A 25,094-nucleotide genomic window follows, 5' to 3' on the forward strand; every position below is an offset into this window, starting at 1 on the left:
GCACCTGAGAGGTGCCCCTTTCTTGAACGGGAATGTTGACTTCGAACATCATCATTTTCCCAGTTCAGAAGGGGCATTTCCATTTCACGCGCGGCTTGATCCGGCTACTCGCATCGGTGGATCAAGGCTTAGGTGCCGGAACTTTCGCGGACGACTCCGCCAGTCGGCTGGTGAGCATTGCCGAGGCACTGACGTCCCGCGTTGAGTTCAATCACAGGCCGGTCGAGCTGGCGATGCTCTTGGATGTCAGCGCCGACCAGCAGCGCAGTGATATCGCCGAGGTGGCTGCGCAGTTCGCGTACTCACCGCGGCAGCTGCGGAGGCTCTCTGCCGACTGGTTCGGGTACGGGCCCAAGCACTTGGCGAAGGTTCTGCGTTGGCAGGCAGCTCGGGCGCACATCGACGCCGGGCGCACCCGTACAGCGGCCGCGGCGGCGGCAGGATACGCCGACGCGGCACACCTGTGGAGAGACGAGAAGTCACTGCTGGGGCTGTGAAGTCAGTGCTCGGGCTGCGAAGTCAATGCTGCGAAGAGGTCGATCGTGTTGTCATCGGGATCAGAGACCACGGCGTAACGCTGACCCCAGAACGCATCCCAGGGTTCATGGACGACGCCGGCTACGGGATCTGAACCGGCGCCACCGGCAGTGAGCTGGGCGAATGTCGTATCGACAGCCTCGGCGTTGGAACAGTCGAAGGCCAGGGACATTTTGTGACCACCGGTCGGCCACGTCCACTCAGGATCGATGCTGAGTATGACCGCCTCGGTGTCAAGCAGCAGGCGGAGGCTGCCGGAGGAGAACTCCGTGTGCGGTGCATCCGCGCCGCCGTCGACGAGGTCGAGGCCGAGCGCGGAGTAGAACTGTACGGCGGAGGGCATGTCTGCGGTGATGATTGAGATCGCGTCGAGTTTCATGCCTTCAGGCTATGCGCATGAGGACCGGCCGGGCATGAACAGAACGGCCATCTTGGCGCACCAATGTTGCACACGGCAGGGCCTCAGAAGGCACCGTCTCAGTCGGCTTCGGGGAGGTATTCCTCGAACACGGCTCGCAGCTGCGGGGTCAGAGGCGTGGGCTTCGCAGAATCACGATCGATGTGGACGAGCACGACGCTGTGGTCGAAGACCTGTCGTCCGTCCTGGTCACCGCGAGTGTTGATGGTGAACGAAGAGTTGCCGAGCTTCGTCACGGACACGCTCATCGTCAGTGTTGGTCCGTACATCACGGGCACCAAATAGTCGATGGACTGGTGTGCGACGAGGAGACCGCCGCCGGTGATGTGGCCGGCCTTGATCTCATGCATCCATCGGATCCGACTCTCTTCGATGAGGGTGATCAGGCGAGCGTTGTTCACATGGCCGAGCATGTCCTGATCGGACCAGCGCACCTCGGGGGAATACTCGAACGTCTTCACAAATGACCTCTCATCTCTCGGCAACCGGCACTCATCGTGTCAGATTATCGATAGGTGCCGAAATCGACCTCGGTACCGTCCTGATCGATCGTTCTATAGTTAAACAGGACTGGTCGACGAAAGGAAATTCCGATGGCGTTCTCGGTCGTGGAGTTCTCAGCCGCGGCGGCTCCGGATCTCTTCGTTGACTGCGCCGACGACCTCGTGGAGGTCACCGATGATCGCGTAGTCGGCGCGCTGGACCATCGTCGACTCCTCATCGGTGTTGATCGCGATGAGCGTCTTCGCGCCTTCGATTCCGGCCATGTGCTGGATCGCTCCGGAGATTCCGCAGGCAATGTAGACGTCCGGTGAGATCCGGCTGCCGGTCTGCCCGACCTGCTCCGCATGTGGCCGCCATCCCAGACCGGTGACGACACGAGAGACACCCAATGCCCCGCCGAGGTGGTCGACGAGTTCGAGGACCTCGCCGAATCCGTTCTCCGAACCGACCCCGCGACCGGCGCCGACGACGGCCCTGGCCTGAGTCAGACCAGAGGTGTCATTGCCATCGACAGCTTGGACCTCGGTGCGGACCACACGTGTGCGCAGGTCATCGGCTGCAATGTCGAGTTCGTAGTCGAGCACTTCGGGGCTCGTTGCAGTGGTCTCCTCCGGAGTGCAGGCGTGACCGGCGATGGTGAGAACCTGCAGGTCACCGTCGAGGACGAGCCTTTCGAAGGCCGTCCCGCCGAGCACCTGCCGCAGCAGGCCCCCCTCATCGGCGGCCACGACATTGGCCGCCATCCGCGCCCCGGTCCTCACCGCCACATGCGCCATGAGCTCCATCCCGCGAGGGGTGCCCGAGGCCAACACGGTCCCGGTCTCCGGCGCGATGTCGACCAGAGCCTGCGCCCAAGCAGCGGCCGAATACGCTTCGAGGTCGGGGTGTTCGAGGTGATGGATGCGGTCCACGCCGAGGGCTGCCAGCTGGTTGGTGGCGGCCTCGGTGAGCGCGCCGATCACGGCAGCCTCCACCCTGAGGCTTTCATCTGAGCAACCCTCCGGGCGCTGGGCAACCTCTCCCTGGGTTGCTGAGTGACCGGAAGGTTGCTCAGCGGGGAGAGGGGCAGCCAGCGCGGTGAGTGCCTCCGCGTTCGTGCGGGCGAAGGTGACCGCCTCGGCGGAGGTCAGCACCACCTGGCCGGTCTCATCTGTTTCGACGAATACGAGAGTCATGACCTGATCACTCCGATCTCTTCGAGAACATCGACCAGGGCGCCGGCCGCATCGGGGCCCTCGCCGAGGATGGTGACCTCGCTTGTCTTCTCCGGCGGCAGTTCGAGGCCGATGCGCGGATTTCCGGTACCAGGTTCGGGCGCCTCGTATTCGGCGATGCGAGCCTTCTTCGCCTTCATTCGCCCGGTGATCGAGGGGTAGCGTGGGTCGACGCCGCCTTCCTGCACGGCGATGACGGCAGGCAGTTCGAGGGCGAAGACCTCAGTCCCCGTCGGCCCGATCCCGCGTGCCTCAATCGTCCCCGATCCGCCGCTGCCTGCGCTGTCTCCACCGGAGGTCAGCGTTTGGATTCCCGTCAGCACGGGATACTCCAGGTCGTAGGCCAGGCGGATGCCGACCTGGAAATCACCGGTGTCGGCGGCATCATTTCCCAGCAGCACAAGATCGAAGGACTGTCCCTGTTCGGCGCGGTCGCGGATGACATCGCCGATGATCTGGGCGATGTCCTCGGCGCCGAACGCACCCGGATCCTCGGCCTCGATGAGAATCCCGTCGTTGGCGCCCACGGCCACTGCCGCGCGCAGCTGTTCGACCGCCTCGGCGGGGCCCACGGTCAGGACCGTGACGGTGCCATCGGTGGCCGCTGCCGTCTGGATGGCCAGCTCCACCGCACATTCCTCGTGCGCCGAGGTGGTGTGGCCCAGGCTCGAGTCGTCGATGTCCGTGTCGGAAGCATCGAGCGTGACCTGGCCCGAGATGTCGGGGATGCGTTTGATGCAGACGAGGATGTCCATGACCTACCTCCGGATGCTCTCGTTGTCGGGGTCGAAGAGGGGAGTGGCGTCGATCGCGGCCACCGTGACGGGGTAGGACTCCTCCATGTAGACGACGGTGAGCTGGTTGCCCAGGACCGCCTCGACGGGAGGAAGGAAGGCCATGAGGACATGCTTGCCCAGGCTCGGGGCCGACCCCGCCGAGGTGACCCATGAGTGCCGTCCGTGCCCGTCGACGAGCGGCCCACCGTCCTTGGACAGGATGGGTTCCCCGCCGAGCATGTAGCGTTTCTCCCCGCTGCTGCTCGTGTGGTCATCGACCGTGAGTGAGCAGAGGACCGTCTTCGGTTCCTCCTCGCGATGGCGCAGGTGGGCTTCGCGGCCGACGAAGTTCTGCGACTTCACCTTCGGTCGGGCCATGCCGACCTCGATGACGCTGCGTTCGGAGTCGAGTTCGGCACCGAAGGCGCGGTAGCCCTTCTCGATGCGGCCGGTGGTTCCGTAGACGCCGAGCCCCACCGGCACGAGCCCATGCTCACGGCCTGCTACGGTGAGGACATCCCAGAGTCTGAGTCCGGATTCCATGGGGACGTAGAGCTCCCAGCCCAGATCGCCGACGTAGGAGATTCTGGAAGCCAGGACCGTCAGCGAACCGATCTCGATGGTCCGGGCCGTACCGAACTTGAAGCCTTCGTGGGACACGTCTGCCTTCGTGACCTGGGAGAGGATGTCCCGTGCTCGTGGGCCCCAGAGGCCGATCGTCGTCCATGACGAGGTGAGGTCGGCGATCTGGGCGCCGGTCTCCGGTAGCCGGTCGGTGAACCATTTGACGTCGACCATGCCGTGAGCGGCACCCGTGACCACGCGGAACCGGTCGTGGGCCAGCCGCATGATCGTCAGGTCCGAGCGGAAGCCGCCGGCCTCGTCGAGGACCGGGGTGTAGACGACGCGGCCGATGCCCACATCCATCTGCGCCAGCACGATCGATTGGACCGCGTCGAGGGCAGCAGGGCCGAACACGTCGAAGATGACGAAGCTCGAGAGGTCGACGAGACCGGCACGCTCACGCATCGCCAGATGCTCCGCGTTGGTGATCGGTGACCACCAGCGTGAGTCCCATTCTGCGGTGCGATCCATGACGCGCTCGCCGAACTCTTCGAGCAGGGGTGCATTGGATTCGTACCATTGCGGGCGCTCCCAGCCGGCGACCTCGAAGAAGACGGCGCCGAGTTCCTTCTCGCGCTCATGCATGGGGGAGAGGCGGACGTTGCGATCGGAGGTCCACTGCTCGCCCGGGTGGACGATGCCGTAGGTCTTGATGAACGCTTCCGAGGTTCGAGCCTTCACGTGCTCGCGGGTGCGCTGATGCGGGTGGAAGCGGGCGATGTCGGCACCTTGGACGTCGATCTCGGGCAGGCCGTTCGTCATCCACTCGGCCACGGCACGGCCCACGCCCGGGCCTTCCTTGACCCACACCGCAGCCGCCGACCACAGACCCTTGACCTCGGGTGATTCGCCAAGAATGGGGGCACCGTCCGGTGTCAGGGAAAGCAGCCCGTTGATGGCGTAGCGGATCTCGACGTCGGGGTTGGAGAGGACATCGGGCATGAGTTCGAGGGCCTGTTCGAGCTGCGGGTCGAAGTCATCATCGGTGAAGGGCATCTCCGTGGGGGAGAGCTTCGCGGCCTCGATCGAGGGGATTTCGTCAGGTTCGTGGAGGATCGCACGGTGGGCGTAGGAGCCGATCTCCACGTCCGAACCGTGCTGGCGTTCGTAGCAGAAGGTGTCCATGTCGCGCACGATTGGAAAGGAGATCTCACCCGTCTGCTCGGCCAGCTGTGGGACTGGGCCGACGCTGATCATCTGGTGCACGGCCGGGGTCAGCGGGATTGCGGCACCGGCCATGGCTGCGATGCGCGGACTCCAGACTCCGCAGGCGATGAGGATCTTATCGGTCTCGATCACACCCTTCGTGGTGTGCACTCGTGCGATCGCCCCATTCTCGACGTCGATGCCGGTCACCTCGGTGTTCGGTGACACCGTCAGTGCTCCCTTGGCCTGCGCGGATTCGCGCATCATGGTGCCCGCACCCACGGAGTCGACGACGCCGACCGTCGGTGTCCAGAAGGCACCGACGATGACGGACGGGTCGAGGAACGGGACCTTCTCGACGACTTCTTCGGGGGTGACCAAGTGGGATTCGATGCCCCAGGCCTTCGCCGAGGCCATCCTGCGCCGCAGCTCCTGCATGCGCTCCTGGGTGCGGGCGACCTCGAAACCGCCGGACTGTGTGAAGACGCCGAGTTCTTTGTACTGACGCACGCTGTCGAGGGTGAGGTCGGTGATCTCGCGGGAGTGATCGACCGGGAAGATGAAGTTCGAGGCATGTCCGGTCGAGCCACCCGGATTGGGCAGTGGACCCTTGTCGACCTGGACCATGTCTCTCCAGCCGAGTTCGGCCAGATGATGGACGAGGCTGTTGCCGACGATGCCCGCACCGACGACAACGACACTGGCCTGAGTGGGAATGGAAGCCATGGCAGGCTCCTCTCCGAAGGCATCTTCGCCTTCAACGGCACATGTTGCGTAATAAGCAACGTGACGCACCATGTGAAACTGAGTGCTTTGATCGTCCTCCGCTCGCCGAGGTGTGTCAAGGGTTTGTTCGGCAGTCGATCCTCAGTGCTGGAGGCTCAGCCCTCGCGCCACCCGAACCGTGAGGAGATGTCGGTCGCCGCAGCCACCAGCAGGTCCTTCGCAGCACCGACCTTTTCGTCGGTGAAGCGGAAGCCCGGACCCGAAGCCGAGATCGAGGCGATGACATCGCCGTGGGCATTGCGGACCGGGGCGGAGACGGCGGTGAGGCCGACCTCGAGCTCATCGATGACGATCGAGAATCCGGCGGCGACCACCTCGGCGACTTCAGTGAGCAGGCGGGGGATCGAGGTCACCGTGTGTGGGGTATAGGTCGGCAGCTTCGACTCGAGCACGGTGCGGATCCCGGCTTCGCTCAAGCCGGACAGCAGGACCTTGCCGTTCGAGGTCGCGTGCAGAGGGATGCGCTGGCCGACCCAGTTGTGGCTCTGGACCGAGGCGTTGCCCGATACCTGGTCGAGGTAGAGGGCTGCGCCATCGGAGAGGACTGCGACGTTGATCGTCTCGCCGGTGCGCTCGGCCAGAAGTTTGGCAATCGGGCGGGCCTCTTGGACGATGTCGAGACGGGCAGTGGTGGCTCCGGCAAGGCGGAGGATGCCCAGCCCCAGACGGTACTTTCCGCGATGCTGGTCCTGTTCGACGAGGCCGCGAGCCTCAAGCGTAGAGACGATGCGGGAGGCCGTTGACTTGTGCACGCCGAGTTCGGCGGCGATCTCGGTGACGCCTGCGAGCCCGGTGCGGGCGATGACTTCGAGGATCGTCACGGCACGGTCGACCGACTGCACCGAGCCGGAGTGCACGGAGCTGGAGTGCGTCTCGCTGTTGCTCATTTCGAAACTGTAGCTCACATGACACAACACGGACAGGGGCGAACCACGGGTGATGTAGGGTGAATGCCGCCGGAGTGCCGATGGTGCCGCGGCGTATCTTTCCCCGACGGAGTTGAGCGCTATGACCAATGGGACCCAGTCGATCGATCGTGCGGCAGAGATATTGTCGCTGGTGGTGAAGGCGGATGACCCGATCTCCTACACGGAGGTGGTGGAGTCGACGGAGTTGGCGCGCTCGACGGTCTCACGCCTGCTCTCCGCCCTCGAACGCAACGGGCTCGTCGAACGTGACGGGGACGGGCTCTATCGCGGCGGGTCGCTGTTCGCCACTTACGCGTCGCGTTTTGACCGGGTTGAAACTCTGGTGACCGCCGCCGATCCCACTCTCCAGCGGCTGAGTGAAGAGACCGGTGAGACGGTCAACCTCGCCGTTCCCAGCTCCACCGGCGTCGTCCAAATCGCACAGGTCGATTCGACCTTCGTCCTCGGCGCCACGAACTGGGTCGATGTCGAGGTGCCGCCGCACTGCTCGGCACTGGGCAAGATCATGTACGCCTTCGAGATCATTCCAGTACCCTCGGGCCGTTTGGAACGGCGCACCCCCTACACATTGGGATCGCGGAAAGAGCTCATGGACAACCTCGCCGAGGTGCGCGAACGTGGGTATGCGATCGTGCACGAGGAGTTCGAGGAAGGCCTCGATGCTCTGGCCGCACCAGTATTCGGCCTCGACGGCAGGGTCGTCGCGGCCGTCGGCATCTCGGGTCCGACCATGCGCATCGCCGACCACCACGAGACCGTCGGCAAACTCCTCGTCGACGAAGCCGGTCTGCTCTCCCGCAGCCTTAAACGCAAGGTCACTCACCGGTAGACACGGGCATGGTCTCGCGGGCCGGGCCCGTACCTACCTCCTCAGGAGGTGCTTGGGACCTCGTCGTTGTGTCCAAGAGCCGCAAGCTGCCTGCGCCGCCAGATCTCCGTGTCTTTGATCTGATTGAACGTGTAGATATGCAGCCCGGCCACGCCCATGCTCGGGTTGTCCAGGACGGGAGCGAGCTTGTCGAGGAACTTCCGGGGGTTGTAGCCGCCGGGTTTGGCCATCTTGGTGAATGTGACGGTGTTCTTGCGCAGGAACCGCGTCGATTCGCCGACCCCGATCTTCGTTGCGACTCGGGCCAGCTTCGCCAGTTCTACCTTGCCTGCGATGCCGAGGATGAGCGGCAGGTCGATGCCTCGCGCTCGCACCCTGGCCAGCCAGGTGGCGATGGTTCCGGGGTCGAAGCACAGGTTCGACACGAGGTGGGTGGCGTAGTCGCGCTTGTCCCACATCGCTTGGACGGTGACATCGTCGGGGATGAGCGGGTGGGTCTCCGGATAGGCACCGACGCCGAGGTGCTGGATCGGTGCCGCCATGCTCGCGAGGTCGATGATGAGGTCGAGTGCCCCCGCATAGCCACCCGCTGGAGGGGTGGCGTCGCCGGCCGGGACGAAGATCCGATCGATGCCGGCCTGCGTCAGGCGGTCGACGATCTCCTCGAGTTCGGTTCTGCCTTGGACCATCCGTGCCGCGATGTGGGGGACGGCAGTGAAGCCGAGCGCCTGCAGCTGTTCTACCGTGGACAGAGTCGCCTCGAGAGTCAGGCCGGTCGAGGCGGTCACGGTGATCACGCGGCCGGGTACGACATATTCGTGGACACGGTCGACCACGCCCGCGGTGGGAAGGATTTCGTACCGCGCGGACTTCAGCAGTGAGGCCAGAACTTCCTGTGACATCCTCGGCTCCCTTGAGAGGCTCCTGGGAAGTGGTCGACGAATGATGATTCTCTTCGGAAACCCTTGCGTCCGCCGATACTTCGATCCTACACTAATTGTACCCATAATATGGGAATCCAGTTCCATATTATAGAACTGTTCGAGGCAGGGAACATCATGGACAACAACGTTCCATCAGTGGACCAAAGCGACAGACTAGTCCCCATCAACCTACGCCAATCAGGCCCCACGCCGGTCGAGATGCTCATCGACACCCGGGTGCGAAAGTCACCGTACTGGGAGCTGTCCATGCAGGAAGGCTGCTGGCGGGCCTCGATCTACAACCGGATGTATCACCCGCGCGGCTATGTGCCCCGCGAAGACGGCGGGATGATGGTCGAGTACCAGTCCCTCGTCAACGACGTGACCTTGTGGAACGTCGCCGTCGAACGTCAGATTCAGGTCAAGGGCCCCGACGCCGAGGCGTTCGTGAACTATGTCATCACCCGCGACGCGACCAAGATCCCCGTCATGCGAGCGCGCTATGTGATCCTGTGCAACGAAGCCGGAGGCATCCTCAACGACCCGATCCTGCTGCGAGTGGCGATCGACGAATTTTGGTTCAGCCTCTCCGACACTGATCTCATGCTCTGGCTGCAGGGCGTCAACGTCGGCAAGGGATTCGACGTCACCATCGCCGAGATCGACGTCTCGCCGGTGCAGGTTCAGGGACCGAAGTCCGTCGACGTCATCGCCGACCTTGTCGGTGAAGAGGGACGCACGCTGCCCAGCTACGGACTTATGGAAGCCCAGGTCGGCGGGCACGACGTCATCATCTCCCAGACCGGGTTCACGGGGGAGAAAGGCTACGAGATCTACCTCAAGGACTCGACGAAGTACGCCGAGGACATGTGGAACGCGGTGCTTGCCGCCGGCATTCCCTACAACCTCAAGGTCGTTGCCCCCAGCCATCACCGCAGGATCGCCGCGGGAATCCTCTCGTGGGGCCAGGACATGGACTTCGAGACCTACCCGTTCCAGGTGAACCTGAGCTACCAGGTGCCGCGGAAGAAGGAGGCCGACTACGTCGGCAAGGCCAAGCTCGAAGCTGTTCGTGAGCAGATCGCTGCCGGAACTCCACCGTTCAAGACGCAGCTCGTGGGGCTTCTGGTCGGCGGCAAACCGATCACGGACTACGCGCCGGACTTCTGGCTGGTCAGCGCCAGTGCAGATGGTGAGTCGGTCGGCTATGTGACCTCACCGTGGTATTCGCCGGAGCTTGAGGCCAATATCGCGATGGCCCATGTGCCGGCTGGAGCCACGGCGTTGGGCACAGAGTACTGGGTGCACCTGCCCGAGCCTTTCGCCGACAACCCGGGAGAGCCCGTCCACGCCGAGGTGGTGGAGATGCCGTTCCGTTCGAGCGTCAATCCCAACCAGCGCGAACTGCTCAAGGGCCGGGGCCTCGACGCCGCCGTCTGATCCGCGGCGGTGAGTGACTGTCTAGCGAGCGGTCTCTGCCTCGAGATTGCGTTCCCCTGATCCGAGCGCGGTCACTGTGCGATATGCCGGTGGCCGCGCTCGCCTCTGCCTGACACCCGCAACTCCAATTCCTCCCCGCGCCAATAGCAACCGCTGGTTTCACTCGAGGCACCGGAAGTGCCAATTCATACATGTGCGGCGGGGTGATTTGCTGCTTGTGGTGAGGGGTAGCCCGCCGGCGATCGCGCAAAGAAGTGCGGCCACCGGAGTTGTCTCCGATGGCCGCACTCTCATAAAACTGGAACCGTTCTGCACTGCGGTTCAGCCTCCGCGGATCAGTCTCTGTGTCTCAGGCTGCTCCTCACCGCGGTGGCCCCTCAGCGGGTCACTTCTTGCGCAGTGACTTCACCTTCGCGAGCAGTTCGTTCTCCGCATTGGGTCCTGCCTTGACGCCGGTGGGCAGACGGAACATGAAGACGATGCCGACGGCGAGCCAGAGTCCGAACATCGCCCACGACTGCCACGCCAGCTGCGCGGAGTACGGGGTGATGGGCAGATAGAGGATGAAGAGCGCCAAGGTGAGCACGGCCGAGATGATGCCGATGATCATGCCGCCATTGCCCTTGCCGCCGATGCGCAGAGGACGGTCCATCGCAGGTTCGCGCTTGCGCAGAATGATGAACCCGACGCTGACGAGGAAGTAGGCGATGACGATCGCCGGTGAACCCGCGTCGACGATCCACCCCAGAGCGGCCGAGCCGAGGAACGGGGCCAGGGCCGAGAGGATTCCGATGAAGATGATCGAGTTGACGGGGGTGCGGTACTTGGGGTGCAGCTTGCCGAACCAGGCAGGGATCATGCCAGCCACGGCCATGGCCCACATCAGGCGGGACGAGCCCATGAGGAATGCGTTCCACGAGGTGATGATGCCGGCGAGCCCACCGGCGATGACGAGCTTGCCCCAGAAGGCGGAATTGAACATCGCCGCCAACGCGTCGGCCGTGACGAGGTCGTGGGTGGCCAGCTCGGAGGCCGGCATCGCCAGTGATGTCATCCAGATGATGATGACGTAGAACGCGATCGCCATGAAGACAGAGACGACGACGAGCTTGCCGATCTTGGCCGGCGGGAGCTTGATCTCCTCCGCCGACTGCGGGATGACGTCGAAGCCGACGAACAGGAAGGGCACAACGGCGACGACGGCGATGAAACCGGCACCGCCACCGGTGAAGAGCGGCTCGGCAGTGGCAGCTTCGCCGCCGGTCAGGCCACCGGCCAGTAGGAGGAACGCGACGATGATGAGGAACGAGACGACGAATGTCTGCACCAGCGAGGCGAGTTTGACGCCCCGAATATTGATCCAGGCGATGATGATTGCGGTCACGGTGCCGACAAGCGCCCAGGTCAGATACACATCGGAATCGGCGATGGTCCACAGCTTGATGTGTTCGAGATTCGGAAACAGATACAGGGCGGTCTTCGGCACTGCGACTGCTTCGAACATGACAACGCTGATGTAGCCGCCGGTGATCGCCCAGGAGCCGAACAGCGAGACGCGCGGTCCCATCGCCCGGATGAGATAGTTGTGCTCACCTCCCGCGTGCGGCATGGCAGCGACCATCTCGGAATAGACCGTACCGACGAAGCACATGATGATGCCGCCGACGACGAATGCGAGAATCGCACCCATTGTGCCGGCACCGCTGAGCCATTCTCCGGTGAGGACGACCCAGCCGAAGCCGATCATCGCCCCGAATCCGATGAATAGTGCATCGACTGAGCCAAGCGCCTTGACGAAACCGTGGCCTCGGTCATCGACCTCTGTCTGCTGCTGTTGCGACATCGCATCCCTCTCTTCAACCTACTGTGCTGTTGTGCACAGTAGCAGGATTCTGAGAGTTTCCGGCCGGTAATCTCAACGTCAGCTCCGAAACGGACGCGGGTGCCATTGCGCAGCGCAAGTCGGCTTTCATCCAGCGCATGTGAAGCGGCGAGAACACGTGCTGTGAGTTTGCCGTGCCACGGTTTCGGTGGGTGTCTTGGTGCTAGATTTCTCGCTGTGCACAGCACTCATCGTGATGCCATCACCCGTGTGGTGATCGGATACCTCACAGCCCTCGTGATCGGTACGGGACTGCTGATGACGCCTGCCGCTACGGTGGCACCGGGCGGCATCTCGCTGCTGTCGGGACTCTTCACCGCCACCTCGGCGCTGAGTGTGACCGGATTGGCGGTTCTCGACACCGGAGGAGATTTCACCTTCTTCGGTCAGGCGGTCATCCTCGTCCTCATCCAGATGGGCGGCCTCGGCGTCCTCCTCTTCACCGCTCTCCTGGCGATCGTGGTGGCGGGCAAGGCGGGTCTGAGGCTTCGCCAGTCCGTGGCCACGGAGACCAGGAGCTCAACGATCGGAGGAATCGGACCCATGGTGCGGCGCATCGTCGCGCTTGCCGTGGGGGCAGAGCTCGTCGTCGCTGTGGCACTCTTCCTGCGCCTGCGCCTCTTCTACGACGAACCGCTGGGTGCTGCAATATGGAACGCGGTCTTCCACGCGGTCTCAGCCTTCAACAACGCCGGCTTCGGTCTGCGCAGCAACAACCTCATGGACTTCGTGGCGGACCCATTCATCTGCGGCCCGATCAGCTGCGCCGTCATCCTCGGCGGCCTCGGGTATCCCGTGGTCATCGAATTGGCCAGACGCTACCGGTCACCGTTGACCTGGAGTCTGACCACCCGAGCCGTCGTCGTCATGACACCGGTGCTGCTCGTGGGCGGGACGATCTACATCGCGATGATCGAATGGAACAACCCGAACACCATGGGGACTCTCGACGCCTGGGGCAAGATCCAGGCCTCGGCATTCCAGTCCACGATCACCCGCACGGCCGGGTTCAACTCGGTCGACATCTCGCAGATGCATCCCGCGACCTGGCTGGGACTGGACATCCTGATGTTCATCGGAGGCGGACCCGCCGGTACCGCCGGTGGTGTGAAGATCACGACCGTCCTCGTGCTCGGGGCCATGACCTGGACAGAGTTCACCGGCGGTCGAGCAGTGAACCTGCTCGGACGGCGAGTGTCCCGGTCCGTGCACAGGCAGGCGACGACAGTCATCGTGTTGGCCCTGACTCTCATCGTTGCCGCAACCATGATCATCATGCTCGATGCTCCGTCGCTTGGCCTCGATCGGATCCTCTTCGAGGTCATCTCAGGCTTCGGCACCGTCGGGCTGTCGACGGGGATCACGACAGATCTGCCGGGACTCAGTCAGGTGGTCATCATCATCACGATGGCCCTGGGGCGACTCGGCCCCGTGACAATCGCCTCGGTGCTGGCACTGCGAGTGCGCCCGCAACGATTCGAACTGCCGAAGGAAAGGCCGCTGATCGGCTGATGGATGACAGTACCGTTGACAGTCCAGAGAGGACGTCGAAATGAATGAGAAGTCATGGTTGTCTCGGCCCGCGGTGTTCTTCGCCGGAAATCCGAAACCTGCCGCCCGACATGGAGCGGTGGCCGTGATCGGCCTGGGCCGCTTCGGAGGATCCCTGGCGAGGGAGCTCGTCAAGCACGGGGTCGAGGTCATCGGCATCGATATCTCCGAGGAGGTCGTGTCGGAACACGCCGAGGTGCTGACCTACGTCTCCCGCGGTGATGCCACCGATGAGACGGTCCTGCGCCAGATCGGCATCGAGGAGGTCGACCGGGTCGTCATCGCTGTGGGCAGCGACCTCGAAGCGAGCATCCTCATCACCTCACGCATCCTGAAATTGGGCAATCAGCACATCTGGGCCAAGGCCATCACCGAACCCCACGCCGAGATCCTGCATCAGTTGGGGGTCAAGAATGTGGTCAGCCCGGAGAACGACATGGGTCGACGCCTGGCCCACCTCATCAAGGGACACATCTCGGACTTCCTGCCCATCGACGAGGATTTCGTCCTTGCCAGAACCACACCGCCGGTGCGAGTCGCCGACGTTCCGCTGGCATCGCTGGGTCTGCGCACGGAATACGGCGTCACGATCGTCGCCTTCAAACGCGATGGCGGCGGCTCATGGGACATCGCCGACCGTGACGTCACGCTCTATGCCAACGATGAGATCCTCATCGCCGGCACCCCGCGGAACGTGGAGACCTTCAGCGAACTCGACAAGGACAACGACAGCTAGCGCGATCCGATGCCCTCGTCGACGGCGGTCGTCACTCGCCGAGGTCGACGACCTCGAACTCGAGGAGGTTGGCCTGTTCCGAGACCGGTTCTTTGCCGCTGGTCTCGTGTGAAGGCTTGCGGCCTTGGCGCCAGTTCTCGAAGTCTTCGCGTGTGGCCCACTGGGTGTAGACGAAGTACTGGTCACCGCCGGAGACCGGACGCAGCAGCTGGAAGCCTTCGAAGCCGGGTGAACCGTCGACGGAGTGCTTGCGCGCAGCGAAGCGCTTCTCGAGTTCGCCGCGTGCAGCTTCGGGAACGGTGAGGGTGTTGATGGCGACGACTGACATAGACGCTCCTAAAGAAGAGGGTTCGTGACGCCGAGGCGAGTCCGGAGACTGGGATCGACGTCGAGCTGTGGTTTCGACCGGCAACCAGTGGCAATGGCCGGTCGGTCTTCAGCCTACGATCCGATTCTGGATCTCCGCTGAAGTTCTCACCGGGTCAGTTCGTCCGCGGTCTTCTTCGTCGTGTCGATGACGCCGAAGGCAGTACCGGAACCGGCGCCGAGGTGGGGTGAGGTGAACGCGGAATCGGCAGTGCCGTGGCAGTCGGGGCACGTGACGGATTCGGGTTTCCGGCTCATCGGAAAGTCCTGTTCGGTGTCGCCGCAGGTCGTGCATCGGTAGACGTAGGTGGGCACAAGATCACTCTTCTCGAAATCATTGCCGACGGATCAGCGCCGACAGATCAGCCTTGATGTATTCCTACACCGCCACCGGGGAAGACTCAAGTGTGCTGGCGAGAATTCACTGCTCGGCCACCGCGATTTCGGTGAAGCGAAGCTCGGGGTCGTGGCGTTTCGCAGCACGTCGGATCCGCTCCGCTGTGAGCCGGCTGATCTCGGGGAAACCGTCCTCGGAGTCCGCGCCGACCAGGCTGCGCGCGTTCTTCGTCTGCAGCGGTTCCGGGGTCTGGATGAGGATGAACGTGCGTGAGCCTGCATCGCGTTCGTTAGCCGCCATCACCGCTTGCGCAGTTGTGCCAGAGCCGGCGAAGAAGTCGAGGACGATCGCCCCGGGGTCGAAGAAGGTCTGTGAGGCCACAAGTGTCTTGACCAGTTCGACGGGCTTCGGATAGCTGAAGATCCCACCCAGCCCGAGATCCTCGAGATCGTTCTGTCCGCCCAGGGCCTTGATGATCGAGTAGAGCTTGGAGCTCGCCTTCTCTGCCGGCGTCACCCGCACCACGGCATGCTTGCCCGCAGGACCCCAGGGACGCAGAACATATTCGCCCGTGCCCAGCTTCGCATCCACCTCGGCGAGCTTCTTTGGGCCCTTGACCTCGAGGATGTCCTCGTACATGAGCCGACGTTCCTGCCCACGGGCGTAGCGGCCGAAGCCGGCGCGCAGCACATCGGTCTCGACGAGCATGCGTTTGCCGTCGATGATCTCCAGCTTCGCCGGTGCCTTCTTCTCGGTCAGGAACGCACCCGCCTGATCAGCGACTTTGGCCCACACATGGACGTAGTCGTGACCGCGGACGAAGGAGGGGGAGTTGCCTCCGCCCTTCGCACGCTGATGGATCAGGGTGCCCAGCGAATTATCTTCGCCGAAGATCTCGTGCCCCAGCAGCTGCGCCCAGGCACTCTCACCATCGTCGAGGTGAATGAAGATCACACCGTCCTCGCGCATGAGTTCGCGTGCGAGCATCAGCCGCGGCGTCATGAAGTTCAGCCAGCTCGCGTGATCGTGCCCGTGATCCTTATACGCCAGCGCATTGCCCGTGTTGTAGGGCGGATCGATGTAGACGACCTTGATCCGCCCCCGATGCGTGGCCAGCAGCCTGGTCAGCGCCAGCAGATTGTCCCCGACGACGAGCATGTTCTCATCGATCGTGGGCACGTAGGTGTCACCCTCGCGAAGAAAGTGCGGACCCTCGCCGAGGTGGCCGGAAGCATCCGTGGAGATCAGCCGTCGACCGAGTGCGAAGGCAGCGTCCTTGCCAGTCCAGTTCAGGGCCGTCGACATCCTTCTCCTTCTCCGCGATCGGTGCCAAGATTGCTGTATGAGTATTTCACGAGTGGCCGTGGTCGGTGCCGGAATCGTCGGAGTGGCGCTCGCCCGCGAGATCACCAGCCGGTTCCCGGACGCCGAAGTCACCGTCTTCGACAAGGCCGAACGCGTGGCCGCACATCAGAGCGGGCACACCTCGGGTGTCGTGGATCCCGCCCTCGCCGCGCAGCCGGGATCGCCGGAGGCGAAGCTCGCCCACCGAGGTGTGGAGCTGTTGGTCCCGTTCGTGTCCGAACGCGGCATCCCCTACCGCGAGTGCGGTCAGCTGCTCGTTGCACAGAACACGGACGAGGCCGACCGGCTCGAGGAGATCCTCGCCCGGGCCGAAGCGAACTCGATCCCGGGAGTCCGACTGCTTGACCGCAAGGAGATGCGGGAGATCGAACCTAACGCCAGGGGCGTCCTCGCACTGTACGCACCGCACACGGCCGTCACCGACTTCACGGCTCTGACAGAGGCGCTCGCCTCCGATGTCAGCGCGGCCGGCGGCACGTTCCGCCTCAGCACAGAGGTCACCGGCTTCGATGTGATGAGCAACGAGGTGCGCCTGCGCATGCGCGCGGCAGCACCGGAGTCACACGACGGGGTGGAAGACGATGGCGATGCTGGTGGCGACGATGCCGCCGGCAGTAGCGATTCCGAAGGCCGTGACGAATCTTCAAGCCGCGACGAGTCTTCTGAACGCAGCGATATCGACGATCAGGTGCACGAGGCTCCACGAACGTATCGCGGGGACAACACCACCGGACCGGTCATTGACTTCCGCGATGAGCTGCGCAGCCGCTTCGGCTCTCAGGACTGGTTCAAACAGGTCGAAGACACGATCGGCAACATCAGCGACCGGTTCACCAATCCCGCTTCGGGGCGAGAACGCACGGGCTCGGGGAATGGGCGTTCAGCCAGCGAGAGCGAGCGTCCAACCTCGGGGCGTGAACGACCAGCGACCCATGAGCGTGAGCGCCCGCCCTGCGAGCATGAGCGTCCGGATCGTGCCGAGGGCACGGAGGTGTTCGACCTCGTCATCGTCTGCGCCGGCCTCCAAGCCGACCGGCTGGCGGTGGCCTCCGGCTTCGACGACGACCCCCGCATCGTCCCGTTCACCAGCGACTACTACGCCGTCGACGCCCCCGCCGAGGTGGTCCGGGGCATCATCAGCACGGTTCCCGATCCGAGTTCCCCGTTCTCCGAGAGGTCCGTGGTCAGGGGCATCAACGACGGACTGGTCCTGGGGCCGAACACCATCGTGTCCCTGGGGCGCGAACGCTATGACAAGCACGGCTTCGACCTCGGCGATATGGGATCGACGGTCGGCTTCAAGGGGTTCTGGAAGTTCGCCGCACAGACAGCGAAGACCGCCGCCCGTGGAGCTAAATCGGCCGTGAGCACCTCCGCCTTCGTCGAGGAGATCCGGAAGTTCGTTCCGGCCATCGACGCCTCGGCCGTCCGGGCAGACTCCCGCGGTATCCGCGCACAGGCCATCGACGCCGAGGGCACACTCGTGGACGAGCTGCGGGTGACCACGCGCGGCAGGCTCACCATGGTCAGAAGCCTCCCGAAGTCAGGGGCCACCTCGGCGCTGGCGACGGCCGAACGCATCGCGAACCAGGTCTTCGACGGGCCTGCCGACGCGGACGACTGAGACGTACGACTCAGCCGGAGTGGCGTTCGAGGAACTCGTAGACCTCGGTGTCATCGACGCCTGGGACAGCGCCCGGGGGCACAGCCGCGAGCAGGGATGCGTGCATCTGCGCCGAGGGCAGCGCCTGGTTCTCCCACTTCTCGGCGAGGTCCTCCGGCGCCTGCCGGCAGCAGGCGGGATCCGGGCAGGCCGACTTCGACCGGATCGGTGATTCTCGTCCTTCGAACCACTTCACGTGGGCGAACGGAACGCCCACGCTGATGGCGAAGTCACCGCCGGGGAGCACGCGTGCGGTGCACCAGAACGATCCCTCCGGGGTGTCCGTGTACTGGTAGTACGGGCTGAACCTGTCGGCGACCCGGAACACCGTGCGCGAGGTGAACCGTTTGCACGCGAACTGCCCTTCGATGGCGCCGAGCGGGTCGGTCGGATAGGGCAGACCGTCATTCGAATACGCCTTGTGGATCGTGCCCGAGCGATGGACCTTCATGAAGTGCACGGGCAGCCCCAGATGCTCGGTGGCCAGGTTCGTGAACCGGTGGGCGGCCATCTCATAGCTGACTCCGAACATATCGCGCAGGTGCTCGACCGAGATCTCACGCTTGCGCTTCTCCTCCACGAGCATCGGCACGGCAGCGCTCTGCGGCAGCAGCACCGCCGCGGCCAGATAGTTCGCCTCGACCCGCTGCTGGAGGAACTCGCTGAAGTCCTTCGGGGAATCATGGCCGAGAACGTGGGCGGCGAGGCTGGTGAGGAGATGGGAGCGCGGATCCGCGGCGGCATCGGCGTTGGGCAGGTAGAGACGGTTGTTCGCGGTATCGGAGATCGACCGGGTCGAATTCGGCAGGTCAGAGACATAGTGGAGGCTGAATCCCAGCTTCTCCGCGATCATCGCCGTCTGCCGCTGTGACACGGTGCCGGACTCGTAGTCGGCTAAGCGCAGCAGCTCCGCGGCCTGGGCCTCCAGGTCGGCGAAGTAGTTGTTCTTCTCGCGCATCCTCTCGCGCAGCTCCCGGTTGGCCCGACGGGCCTCTTCCGGTGTCGCGGCCCGACGTTCGAGAACCTGGCCCAGCTGCCTCTGCAGACCCACGATCGCTTCGAGCGCATCGTGGGGCAGCGATTTGATCCGCACCTGCGGCAGACCCAGCGAGGAGTACATGGGGGAGGCCTGGTTGCGTTCGGCCTCGAGCTCAAGGGCCTGCCTGCCGTCGACGGGGGTGGGGTCGATGAGCTCGGCAACCTCGGTGTGCAGGGCCTTCGCGATGGCGCTGAGCAGGGTGACAGAAGTTTCTCGCTTGCCGTTCTCAATCGTCGAGATCTGGGAGGCTGCACGCCCCACCTTCTCGCCCAGCTCGGTGAGGGTCAGTCCGCGCTGTTTGCGAAAAAACCGAATTCTTCTGCCGATGCTCAGGGTATCCGCTTCTGCTTCTGCATCCCTCAGATCGGTCTCGTTGCTTGTCATTGCGGCTCCAATCGTCATCGTGGCGTGGTTCACATGCGCTGAAAATCAGTATGACAGAACGCCGGAATTTCTAAAACCGGAAAACTGCCGATTATTCATCGGAGAAATGTCTGTCGGGCCCCTTGCGGTCACGGCAGACTGATCTCACCAACCCCGAACGAAGAGGAGTGAATGAGAATGACTGAGAACACCACGCAGAGCAACTTGCACGATGCTGAGGCCATCCGCCGCGATTGGGCCACCAATGCCCGCTGGTCGGGAGTTGCTCGTGACTACGAGCCCGAGGATGTCGTCAAACTGCGCGGTTCGCTGATCGAAGAGCACACGCTGGCTCGCCACGGTGCCGAGCGCCTCTGGAACCAGGTGGCCTCCACCGACATCAAGTCCGGCGACTACGTCAACGCACTCGGTGCGCTGACCGGCAACCAGGCAGTGGAGCAGGTCAAGGCCGGCCTCAACGCCATCTACCTTTCCGGCTGGCAGGTCGCCGCCGATGCGAACAATGCCGGACAGACCTACCCTGATCAGTCGATCTACCCGGCCAACTCGGTGCCGCAGGTCGTGCGTCGCATCAACAACGCTCTGATGCGCGCCGACCAGATCGAGACCTCGGAAGGCAAGAAGAACGTCGACGACTGGTTCGCACCGATCGTGGCCGACGCAGAAGCAGGCTTCGGCGGTTCGATCAACGTCTACGAGCTCATGCGCTCGATGATCTCCTCCGGCGCAGCCGGTGTGCACTTCGAGGATCAGCTCGGTTCTGAGAAGAAGTGCGGCCACCTCGGCGGCAAGGTTCTCGTTCCGACCTCGCAGCACATCCGCACCCTCAACGCGGCTCGCCTCGCAGCCGACGTCGAGAACGTGCCCAGCCTCGTCATCGCCCGTACCGACGCAGAAGCGGCAACGCTGATGACCTCGGACATCGACGAGCGCGATCAGCGCTTCGTCACCGGTGAGCGCACCTCCGAAGGCTTCTACAAGATCACGAACGGCATCGAAGCAGGCATCGCCCGCGGACTGTCCTTCGCTCCCTACGCGGACATGCTGTGGATGGAGACCTCCACACCGGACCTCGAAGCTGCCAAGAAGTTCGCGGACGCCATCCACGCGGAGTACCCGGACCAGATGCTGGCCTACAACTGCTCGCCGTCGTTCAACTGGCGCAAGCACCTCGACGATGCCACCATCGCGAAGTTCCAGCGTGAGCTGGGAGCCATGGGCTACAAGTTCCAGTTCATCACCCTGGCCGGCTTCCACGCGCTCAACTACTCGATGTTCGATCTGGCTCACGGCTACGCCCGCAACCAGATGACCTCGTACGTCGAGCTGCAGGAACGCGAGTTCGCTGCCGAGGACCGCGGCTACACCGCAACCAAGCACCAGCGTGAGGTCGGAACCGGATACTTCGACCTGGTCTCGACCGCGCTGAACCCAGAGTCCTCGACGACAGCTCTGGCCGGTTCGACCGAATCCGCTCAGTTCAGCTGAGCCCGCGGTGACCATCGCGGTCATCGGATGACAGGCACCGGCTCTGCCGGTGGACCGGTCACATAGTACTCGGCGCGGGTCGACAGTGTTTTCACGGGGTTTGCACTGTTGATCCGCGCCGGCACACCGGTCATCTCAACACCAACCACAACCTCGGCGACACAAGCAGCACCACCGAAGCACCGCACCACCGAAGTACCGAAGCACCGCCATCGCACCACACATCAGCAGCACACATTCCGACGGGTGAGGAGAAGCCCCATGTCTCACATCAAAATCAACGCCCCCATCGAACCAGGCTTCGACACAATCCTCTCGGAGTCCGCCCTCAACTTCATCGCGGCACTCCACGATCGCTTCAGCGACCGTTTGGGCAAGCTGCTCGGTGTCCGTGGACGTCAGGCGCAGAGCATCCGGAACGGCACGTTCCCGAGGTTCACCCCCGACACCGCAGGAATCCGGGCCGACACCACCTGGAAGGTCGCCGGCTCGACCGGAGCTCCCGGTCTCGAAGACCGCCGCGTTGAGCTGACCGGCCCCGTCTCCGAACCCGAAGTGATTGCGGCACTGAACTCCCGTGCGAAGGTCTGGCTCGCCGACCTCGAAGACGCGACCAGCCCGACCTGGGCCAACATCATCGGCGGACAGCTCAACCTGTTCAACGCCATCCGCGGCAATCTGCCCGGCGTGAACAACCGCCAGCAGCCCACCATCGGACTGCGCCCCCGCGGCTGGCACCTGCCCGAGAAGCACCTGCTCCATGTTGACGGCCAGGGCAGGGAGACAGAGACCTCGGGCGCCATGGTCGACTTCGGTCTCTACTTCTTCCACAACGCACGCCGACTCGTCGACAGCGGCTCGGGACCCTACTTCTACCTGCCGAAGCTCGAATCCTTCCGCGAAGCACGCCTGTGGAACGAGATCTTCGTCTTCGCTCAGGACTACATGGGTCTGCCGCAGGGAACCATCCGAGCCACGGCACACATCGAGACGATCACCGCTGTGTTCCAGATGGAAGAGATCCTGTGGGAGCTGCGCGACCACTGTGCAGGACTCAACGCGGCCGGCTGGGACTACCTGTTCTCGCTGGTGAAGAACTTCCGCAACTCCCCGGAGTGGGTGCTGCCGGATCGTGAGCACCTGACCATGGGACTGCCGCTGCTGCAGGCATTCGCCGACCGTCTCGTCTCAACCTGCCACCGTCGCGGAGCACACGCGATCGGCACCATGAGCAACCTCATGACCACGCACCCGGACAAGGAATTCGTGGCCTCAGAGATGGTGAAGATGCGCGAAGACAAGGCTCGCGAAGCCTCACGCGGCTTCGACGGCACCTGGGTGGCCGAGCCGGGACTCGTCGATGACGCGCTTGAGGTCTTCGACGCAGCACTCGGCGACAAGCCCAACCAGCTCGACAACCGCCGCGTCGATGCCCACGCCTGCGCCGAGCACATGCTCGACGTGTCGGGACTGGACAAGACGGTCACCGAGGAAGGCGTTCGCCTCAACATCCGCGTGGCCATCGGCTACATGAACGAATGGTTGGGCGGCAACGGCAACGTTGCCCTCGAGAACCTGCTCGAGGACGCCTCGACCGCAGAGATCTCGCGGTCCCAGATCTGGCAGTGGATCCGCCACTCGGTGACCTTGGACAACGGCAAGCAGCTGACCCGCGACCTGGTCGAGCGCTACATGGGCGAGGAGCTCGCAGTCATCGAGCGCCACCCCGCCGACCACTACACCGAAGCGGTTGAGATCTTCCGCAAGAGCGCACTGGGTGAGGACTTCCCCGAATTCCTCACGATGCCCGCCTACTCCGACCACCTGGTCGACAGGGTGTCGAAGGGCGCGGTGTTCGCGGCCTGATCTGAACTCACCGACTACCCGGATGTCGGACAACAGCCACTCGACAGGCTGCGGTCCGACATCCGGGTTTCTCTGTTCTGGCTCAGCTCGAGCGGAAGAGCTCAGCTCCACTCAGCGGGAGGCCACGGCTGGCCGTCGGCCTGGGCATTGAGCTGGTAGGAGATCGCCCCATCGATGGACTCGCGGATGATGTCGGCATGCCCGGCATGACGAGCGATCTCCGTGGTGAGATGGCACAGGATCCACCGGACATTCATGACGAAGTCCTTGGGCATCCAGGGATTGCCCGGCATCGGAACCACGGTGCCCAGATCGGTTCCATTGACTGCGACAGCCTGACGAGCCAACTCGATTTCGGCGATGCTCTTCTCAAAAATCACCACCACCTCGGCGATGTCGAGGTCGGGAACCGCTGAACCATCGAACATTCCATCGAGTCCGAGCCCGTCGTTGATCGTCGGATACTCCTCTTCATCGATGTATCGCTCGGGCTCCTTCACCTGCAGCAGCCACCCGTTGAGGACCTGCGCCGCATGGGCCAGCAGACCCGCGATGCTCAACGGGCTCGTGGTCGGAGTGCTGCGAGCCTGTTCATCGGTGAGGTCGAGGGCCGTGAGCTTGAGCTGCGTGCACTGCTGCTCGAGGTAGGTGAACAGCGCGTCGGCTTCGGTCGTGACTGATGCGGCGAAGAATGCCATGAGAACTCCTGATCGTGTGTCGTCGATCCGGTCATCCCCGGATCACTGATACCAGTGTCTCCAGCGATGCGGACATATAATGTCCGCTATGACCGTTGAATCTCGCCTGCTCTCCCTCTTGGGGATGCTCGCCGCGGGACGGACCTACACCGCGGGTGAGCTGGGCGCACACTTCGGTGTCACCCCACGCTCGGTTCGTCGCGATATCGCGAGCCTGCGGGAACTCGGCTATGTCATCGAATCCCTCCCCGGAGCGACCGGCGGATACCGCGCCCACTCGCGCACAGTCCTGCCTCCACTGCAGCTGCAGACCGGTGAAGCGCTGGCCACGGCCGTCGGTCTGTCCCTGCTCAACGGAGCCGGGCTGAGCACGACTGATGTGGAGTCGGCCACCGCGAAGCTGCGCACAATGCTGCCTCCGGTCATGCACAGGACGATCGGAGACATCAGCACGGCGGTGTCCGTCCTCCCTGGTCACGAACCCGGAGTCGACATGACAGCGGTGATGACGACCACCTCGGCGATCGCGTCGAGAAACGTCCTCACGTTCGCCCATGAGAAACGACGCCCCACCAGATCCGAGACGAGATCCGAGACGACGCAGCGCCGGGTGGAGCCGGTGCGCATGGTCGTCCTCGGCGGGCACTGGTACCTCTACGGCTGGGATCTCACCCGCAGCGATTGGCGAGTCTTCCGCCTCGACCGGATGAGTGAGATTCACGAAACGACGTTCGCCTTCGCCCCCAGGGACCATCCCGACGCCGAGGTGGCCGTGAGTTCCGCTGTCACCACCGCTGCGTACCGCCACACGGTGATCCTGGAGGTCGATGCCACCGTGGCCGAGACCAAGGCCTGGTTCCCGACAAGGACAGCGACGATTACGAATTCCGGCGACGGTGCCCGCGTGGAATTCGGGGTCGAGGACCTGGCGTGGGCGGCAGTGATCACGGCAGCGACTCCCGTGGACTTCCGGGTCATCGAGCCACCGGAACTGCTGGATGCACTGCGCGATCTGGGACAGCGGGCGGCCCAAGTGAGCAGAACCGGCAGTACGGAAATGGTGGCAGCCGAACGGAGCGAGCAGTGATGTGCGCCCGGATTCGAAGCACAGCCGGTCTCGGGGTGCGGCGGCGGTGACCGTGGGATGTCCTGTGGATGATACGGGAATGAACGAATCAGGACCGAGCCAATATACTTGTTGTTATGACGATTCTCATTGGCTATCTTCCTGCTCCTGAGGGTGAGGCGGCTCTGCGCGCGGGCTTCGCAGAGGCCAAACTTCGGTCGAGCAATGCTGTCGTGATCAACTCCCAACGACGCGGAGCCAGTGGAACCCCGACCGAGATCGACCAAGACGTCATCGACCGCATCGTCTCTCTCGGCAAGGATTCAGACGTCGAAGTTGAGGTGCTCCAGCCCGACCATGAGGACGACCTGCCGGGAACGCTCAACGAACTCGTCGAAGAGCACGACGCCCAGCTCATCGTCATCGGACTGCGCAAACGCTCGGCGATCGGCAAGTTCATCCTCGGCTCACAGGCACAGCGGATCCTGCTCGAGGCAGAGGTCCCTGTCCTCACTGCCAAGGCCTGA

General features: G+C 63.7%; 23 protein-coding genes. 10 read left to right on the forward strand and 13 right to left on the reverse strand.

The genetic code is table 11. From position 1 onward, the window contains the following. Window positions 1–170: 170 nt before the first annotated feature. Entirely contained in the window at window positions 171–497 is a 327-nt protein-coding gene (locus BAUR9175_RS11320; RefSeq protein WP_141322663.1) for a helix-turn-helix domain-containing protein, read from the forward strand. Window positions 498–499: 2 nt separating this feature from the next. On the opposite strand, the gene BAUR9175_RS11325 is transcribed toward BAUR9175_RS11320, so the two are convergent. The 6 genes from BAUR9175_RS11325 to BAUR9175_RS11350 all read right to left on the reverse strand — a co-directional run bounded on the left by BAUR9175_RS11325 (window position 500) and on the right by BAUR9175_RS11350 (window position 6,892). Next, on the reverse strand, window positions 500–916 hold the full coding sequence (locus BAUR9175_RS11325; RefSeq protein ID WP_069599336.1) for a VOC family protein: 417 nt from the start codon (window positions 914–916) through the stop codon (window positions 500–502). A gap of 98 nt (window positions 917–1,014) precedes the next feature. Beyond that, window positions 1,015–1,416, reverse strand: a complete 402-nt coding sequence (locus BAUR9175_RS11330) for an acyl-CoA thioesterase (RefSeq protein WP_101583801.1) — start codon at window positions 1,414–1,416, stop codon at window positions 1,015–1,017. A 156-nt stretch (window positions 1,417–1,572) separates the two neighbouring features. Continuing rightward, complete coding sequence (locus tag BAUR9175_RS11335; RefSeq protein WP_101583803.1) at window positions 1,573–2,634, reverse strand: electron transfer flavoprotein subunit alpha/FixB family protein; 1,062 nt, start codon at window positions 2,632–2,634, stop codon at window positions 1,573–1,575. Next, window positions 2,631–3,428: an electron transfer flavoprotein subunit beta/FixA family protein gene (locus tag BAUR9175_RS11340; protein WP_101583804.1), complete on the reverse strand. Its 798-nt coding sequence runs from the start codon at window positions 3,426–3,428 to the stop codon at window positions 2,631–2,633. The genes BAUR9175_RS11335 and BAUR9175_RS11340 overlap by 4 nt, the downstream gene beginning before the upstream one ends. A 3-nt stretch (window positions 3,429–3,431) precedes the next feature. Then, window positions 3,432–5,945 (reverse strand): GcvT family protein, encoded by a 2,514-nt coding sequence (locus BAUR9175_RS11345; protein WP_101583806.1) that lies wholly within the window; start codon window positions 5,943–5,945, stop codon window positions 3,432–3,434. Between the two features lie 155 nt (window positions 5,946–6,100). Next, the gene (locus tag BAUR9175_RS11350; protein ID WP_009883456.1) at window positions 6,101–6,892 is read right to left on the reverse strand and encodes an IclR family transcriptional regulator; all 792 of its coding nucleotides are present in this window, start codon (window positions 6,890–6,892) and stop codon (window positions 6,101–6,103) included. Between the two features lie 121 nt (window positions 6,893–7,013). Between BAUR9175_RS11350 and BAUR9175_RS11355 the strand changes: the two genes are divergently transcribed. Further along, window positions 7,014–7,763, forward strand: a complete 750-nt coding sequence (locus tag BAUR9175_RS11355; protein WP_009883455.1) for an IclR family transcriptional regulator — start codon at window positions 7,014–7,016, stop codon at window positions 7,761–7,763. 41 nt (window positions 7,764–7,804) lie between these two features. Here the strand turns inward: BAUR9175_RS11355 and BAUR9175_RS11360 are convergent, their stop codons facing one another. After that, window positions 7,805–8,665 (reverse strand): methylenetetrahydrofolate reductase, encoded by an 861-nt coding sequence (locus BAUR9175_RS11360; RefSeq protein ID WP_101583808.1) that lies wholly within the window; start codon window positions 8,663–8,665, stop codon window positions 7,805–7,807. Window positions 8,666–8,821: 156 nt separating this feature from the next. Here BAUR9175_RS11360 and BAUR9175_RS11365 point away from each other — a divergent pair, with 156 nt between their 5' ends. Beyond that, the gene (locus BAUR9175_RS11365; protein ID WP_180959238.1) at window positions 8,822–10,126 is read left to right on the forward strand and encodes an aminomethyl transferase family protein; all 1,305 of its coding nucleotides are present in this window, start codon (window positions 8,822–8,824) and stop codon (window positions 10,124–10,126) included. 385 nt (window positions 10,127–10,511) lie between these two features. On the opposite strand, the gene BAUR9175_RS11370 is transcribed toward BAUR9175_RS11365, so the two are convergent. Beyond that, window positions 10,512–11,969 (reverse strand): APC family permease, encoded by a 1,458-nt coding sequence (locus tag BAUR9175_RS11370; protein ID WP_101583810.1) that lies wholly within the window; start codon window positions 11,967–11,969, stop codon window positions 10,512–10,514. 216 nt (window positions 11,970–12,185) lie between these two features. Here BAUR9175_RS11370 and BAUR9175_RS11375 point away from each other — a divergent pair, with 216 nt between their 5' ends. Both BAUR9175_RS11375 and BAUR9175_RS11380 read left to right on the forward strand, forming a co-directional pair. Beyond that, window positions 12,186–13,520 carry a TrkH family potassium uptake protein gene (locus BAUR9175_RS11375; RefSeq protein WP_101583812.1) on the forward strand — a complete coding sequence of 445 codons (1,335 nt, stop codon included), beginning with the start codon at window positions 12,186–12,188 and terminating at the stop codon, window positions 13,518–13,520. A gap of 40 nt (window positions 13,521–13,560) precedes the next feature. Beyond that, on the forward strand, window positions 13,561–14,295 hold the full coding sequence (locus BAUR9175_RS11380; protein ID WP_083248628.1) for a potassium channel family protein: 735 nt from the start codon (window positions 13,561–13,563) through the stop codon (window positions 14,293–14,295). Window positions 14,296–14,326: 31 nt separating this feature from the next. On the opposite strand, the gene BAUR9175_RS11385 is transcribed toward BAUR9175_RS11380, so the two are convergent. The 3 genes from BAUR9175_RS11385 to BAUR9175_RS11395 all read right to left on the reverse strand — a co-directional run bounded on the left by BAUR9175_RS11385 (window position 14,327) and on the right by BAUR9175_RS11395 (window position 16,303). Beyond that, window positions 14,327–14,623, reverse strand: coding sequence for an antibiotic biosynthesis monooxygenase family protein (locus BAUR9175_RS11385; protein WP_009883449.1), 297 nt, complete (start codon window positions 14,621–14,623; stop codon window positions 14,327–14,329). Between the two features lie 146 nt (window positions 14,624–14,769). Further along, entirely contained in the window at window positions 14,770–14,976 is a 207-nt protein-coding gene (locus BAUR9175_RS11390; RefSeq protein WP_009883448.1) for an FmdB family zinc ribbon protein, read from the reverse strand. Between the two features lie 106 nt (window positions 14,977–15,082). After that, window positions 15,083–16,303: a site-specific DNA-methyltransferase gene (locus BAUR9175_RS11395; protein ID WP_101583814.1), complete on the reverse strand. Its 1,221-nt coding sequence runs from the start codon at window positions 16,301–16,303 to the stop codon at window positions 15,083–15,085. A 37-nt stretch (window positions 16,304–16,340) separates the two neighbouring features. Here BAUR9175_RS11395 and BAUR9175_RS11400 point away from each other — a divergent pair, with 37 nt between their 5' ends. Beyond that, window positions 16,341–17,987 carry an FAD-dependent oxidoreductase gene (locus tag BAUR9175_RS11400; protein WP_226829681.1) on the forward strand — a complete coding sequence of 549 codons (1,647 nt, stop codon included), beginning with the start codon at window positions 16,341–16,343 and terminating at the stop codon, window positions 17,985–17,987. 10 nt (window positions 17,988–17,997) lie between these two features. Here the strand turns inward: BAUR9175_RS11400 and BAUR9175_RS11405 are convergent, their stop codons facing one another. Further along, window positions 17,998–19,449 (reverse strand): helix-turn-helix transcriptional regulator, encoded by a 1,452-nt coding sequence (locus BAUR9175_RS11405; protein WP_069599345.1) that lies wholly within the window; start codon window positions 19,447–19,449, stop codon window positions 17,998–18,000. A 177-nt stretch (window positions 19,450–19,626) separates the two neighbouring features. On the opposite strand from BAUR9175_RS11405, the gene aceA reads away from it, so the two are divergent. Together aceA and aceB are read left to right on the forward strand one after the other, a co-directional pair. Continuing rightward, the gene (gene aceA / locus BAUR9175_RS11410; protein WP_069599346.1) at window positions 19,627–20,937 is read left to right on the forward strand and encodes an isocitrate lyase; all 1,311 of its coding nucleotides are present in this window, start codon (window positions 19,627–19,629) and stop codon (window positions 20,935–20,937) included. A gap of 261 nt (window positions 20,938–21,198) precedes the next feature. Next, window positions 21,199–22,803 (forward strand): malate synthase A, encoded by a 1,605-nt coding sequence (gene aceB / locus BAUR9175_RS11415; RefSeq protein WP_096158094.1) that lies wholly within the window; start codon window positions 21,199–21,201, stop codon window positions 22,801–22,803. 101 nt (window positions 22,804–22,904) lie between these two features. Here the strand turns inward: aceB and BAUR9175_RS11420 are convergent, their stop codons facing one another. Next, window positions 22,905–23,501: a mycothiol transferase gene (locus BAUR9175_RS11420; RefSeq protein WP_101583816.1), complete on the reverse strand. Its 597-nt coding sequence runs from the start codon at window positions 23,499–23,501 to the stop codon at window positions 22,905–22,907. An 88-nt stretch (window positions 23,502–23,589) separates the two neighbouring features. Here BAUR9175_RS11420 and BAUR9175_RS11425 point away from each other — a divergent pair, with 88 nt between their 5' ends. After that, entirely contained in the window at window positions 23,590–24,588 is a 999-nt protein-coding gene (locus BAUR9175_RS11425; protein WP_096162451.1) for a helix-turn-helix transcriptional regulator, read from the forward strand. A 116-nt stretch (window positions 24,589–24,704) separates the two neighbouring features. Then, window positions 24,705–25,094: a universal stress protein gene (locus BAUR9175_RS11430; RefSeq protein WP_009883440.1), complete on the forward strand. Its 390-nt coding sequence runs from the start codon at window positions 24,705–24,707 to the stop codon at window positions 25,092–25,094.

It is taken from the genome of Brevibacterium aurantiacum (assembly GCF_900169065.1).
Classification (GTDB): Bacteria; Actinomycetota; Actinomycetes; order Actinomycetales; family Brevibacteriaceae; genus Brevibacterium; species Brevibacterium aurantiacum.

What these genes read in the sequence shown, in the direction of transcription:
- BAUR9175_RS11325 (WP_069599336.1), bottom strand. Translation starts at nt 916, where the DNA reads ATGAAACTCGACGCGATCTCAATCATCACCGCAGACATGCCCTCCGCC.
- BAUR9175_RS11335 (WP_101583803.1), bottom strand. Translation starts at nt 2,634, where the DNA reads ATGACTCTCGTATTCGTCGAAACAGATGAGACCGGCCAGGTGGTGCTG.
- BAUR9175_RS11340 (WP_101583804.1), bottom strand. Translation starts at nt 3,428, where the DNA reads ATGGACATCCTCGTCTGCATCAAACGCATCCCCGACATCTCGGGCCAG.
- BAUR9175_RS11345 (WP_101583806.1), bottom strand. Translation starts at nt 5,945, where the DNA reads ATGGCTTCCATTCCCACTCAGGCCAGTGTCGTTGTCGTCGGTGCGGGC.
- BAUR9175_RS11350 (WP_009883456.1), bottom strand. Translation starts at nt 6,892, where the DNA reads ATGAGCAACAGCGAGACGCACTCCAGCTCCGTGCACTCCGGCTCGGTG.
- BAUR9175_RS11355 (WP_009883455.1), top strand. Translation starts at nt 7,014, where the DNA reads ATGACCAATGGGACCCAGTCGATCGATCGTGCGGCAGAGATATTGTCG.
- BAUR9175_RS11360 (WP_101583808.1), bottom strand. Translation starts at nt 8,665, where the DNA reads ATGTCACAGGAAGTTCTGGCCTCACTGCTGAAGTCCGCGCGGTACGAA.
- BAUR9175_RS11365 (WP_180959238.1), top strand. Translation starts at nt 8,822, where the DNA reads ATGGACAACAACGTTCCATCAGTGGACCAAAGCGACAGACTAGTCCCC.
- BAUR9175_RS11370 (WP_101583810.1), bottom strand. Translation starts at nt 11,969, where the DNA reads ATGTCGCAACAGCAGCAGACAGAGGTCGATGACCGAGGCCACGGTTTC.
- BAUR9175_RS11380 (WP_083248628.1), top strand. Translation starts at nt 13,561, where the DNA reads ATGAATGAGAAGTCATGGTTGTCTCGGCCCGCGGTGTTCTTCGCCGGA.
- BAUR9175_RS11385 (WP_009883449.1), bottom strand. Translation starts at nt 14,623, where the DNA reads ATGTCAGTCGTCGCCATCAACACCCTCACCGTTCCCGAAGCTGCACGC.
- BAUR9175_RS11395 (WP_101583814.1), bottom strand. Translation starts at nt 16,303, where the DNA reads ATGTCGACGGCCCTGAACTGGACTGGCAAGGACGCTGCCTTCGCACTC.
- BAUR9175_RS11400 (WP_226829681.1), top strand. Translation starts at nt 16,341, where the DNA reads ATGAGTATTTCACGAGTGGCCGTGGTCGGTGCCGGAATCGTCGGAGTG.
- BAUR9175_RS11405 (WP_069599345.1), bottom strand. Translation starts at nt 19,449, where the DNA reads ATGACAAGCAACGAGACCGATCTGAGGGATGCAGAAGCAGAAGCGGAT.
- aceA (WP_069599346.1), top strand. Translation starts at nt 19,627, where the DNA reads ATGACTGAGAACACCACGCAGAGCAACTTGCACGATGCTGAGGCCATC.
- aceB (WP_096158094.1), top strand. Translation starts at nt 21,199, where the DNA reads ATGTCTCACATCAAAATCAACGCCCCCATCGAACCAGGCTTCGACACA.
- BAUR9175_RS11420 (WP_101583816.1), bottom strand. Translation starts at nt 23,501, where the DNA reads ATGGCATTCTTCGCCGCATCAGTCACGACCGAAGCCGACGCGCTGTTC.
- BAUR9175_RS11425 (WP_096162451.1), top strand. Translation starts at nt 23,590, where the DNA reads ATGACCGTTGAATCTCGCCTGCTCTCCCTCTTGGGGATGCTCGCCGCG.
- BAUR9175_RS11430 (WP_009883440.1), top strand. Translation starts at nt 24,705, where the DNA reads ATGACGATTCTCATTGGCTATCTTCCTGCTCCTGAGGGTGAGGCGGCT.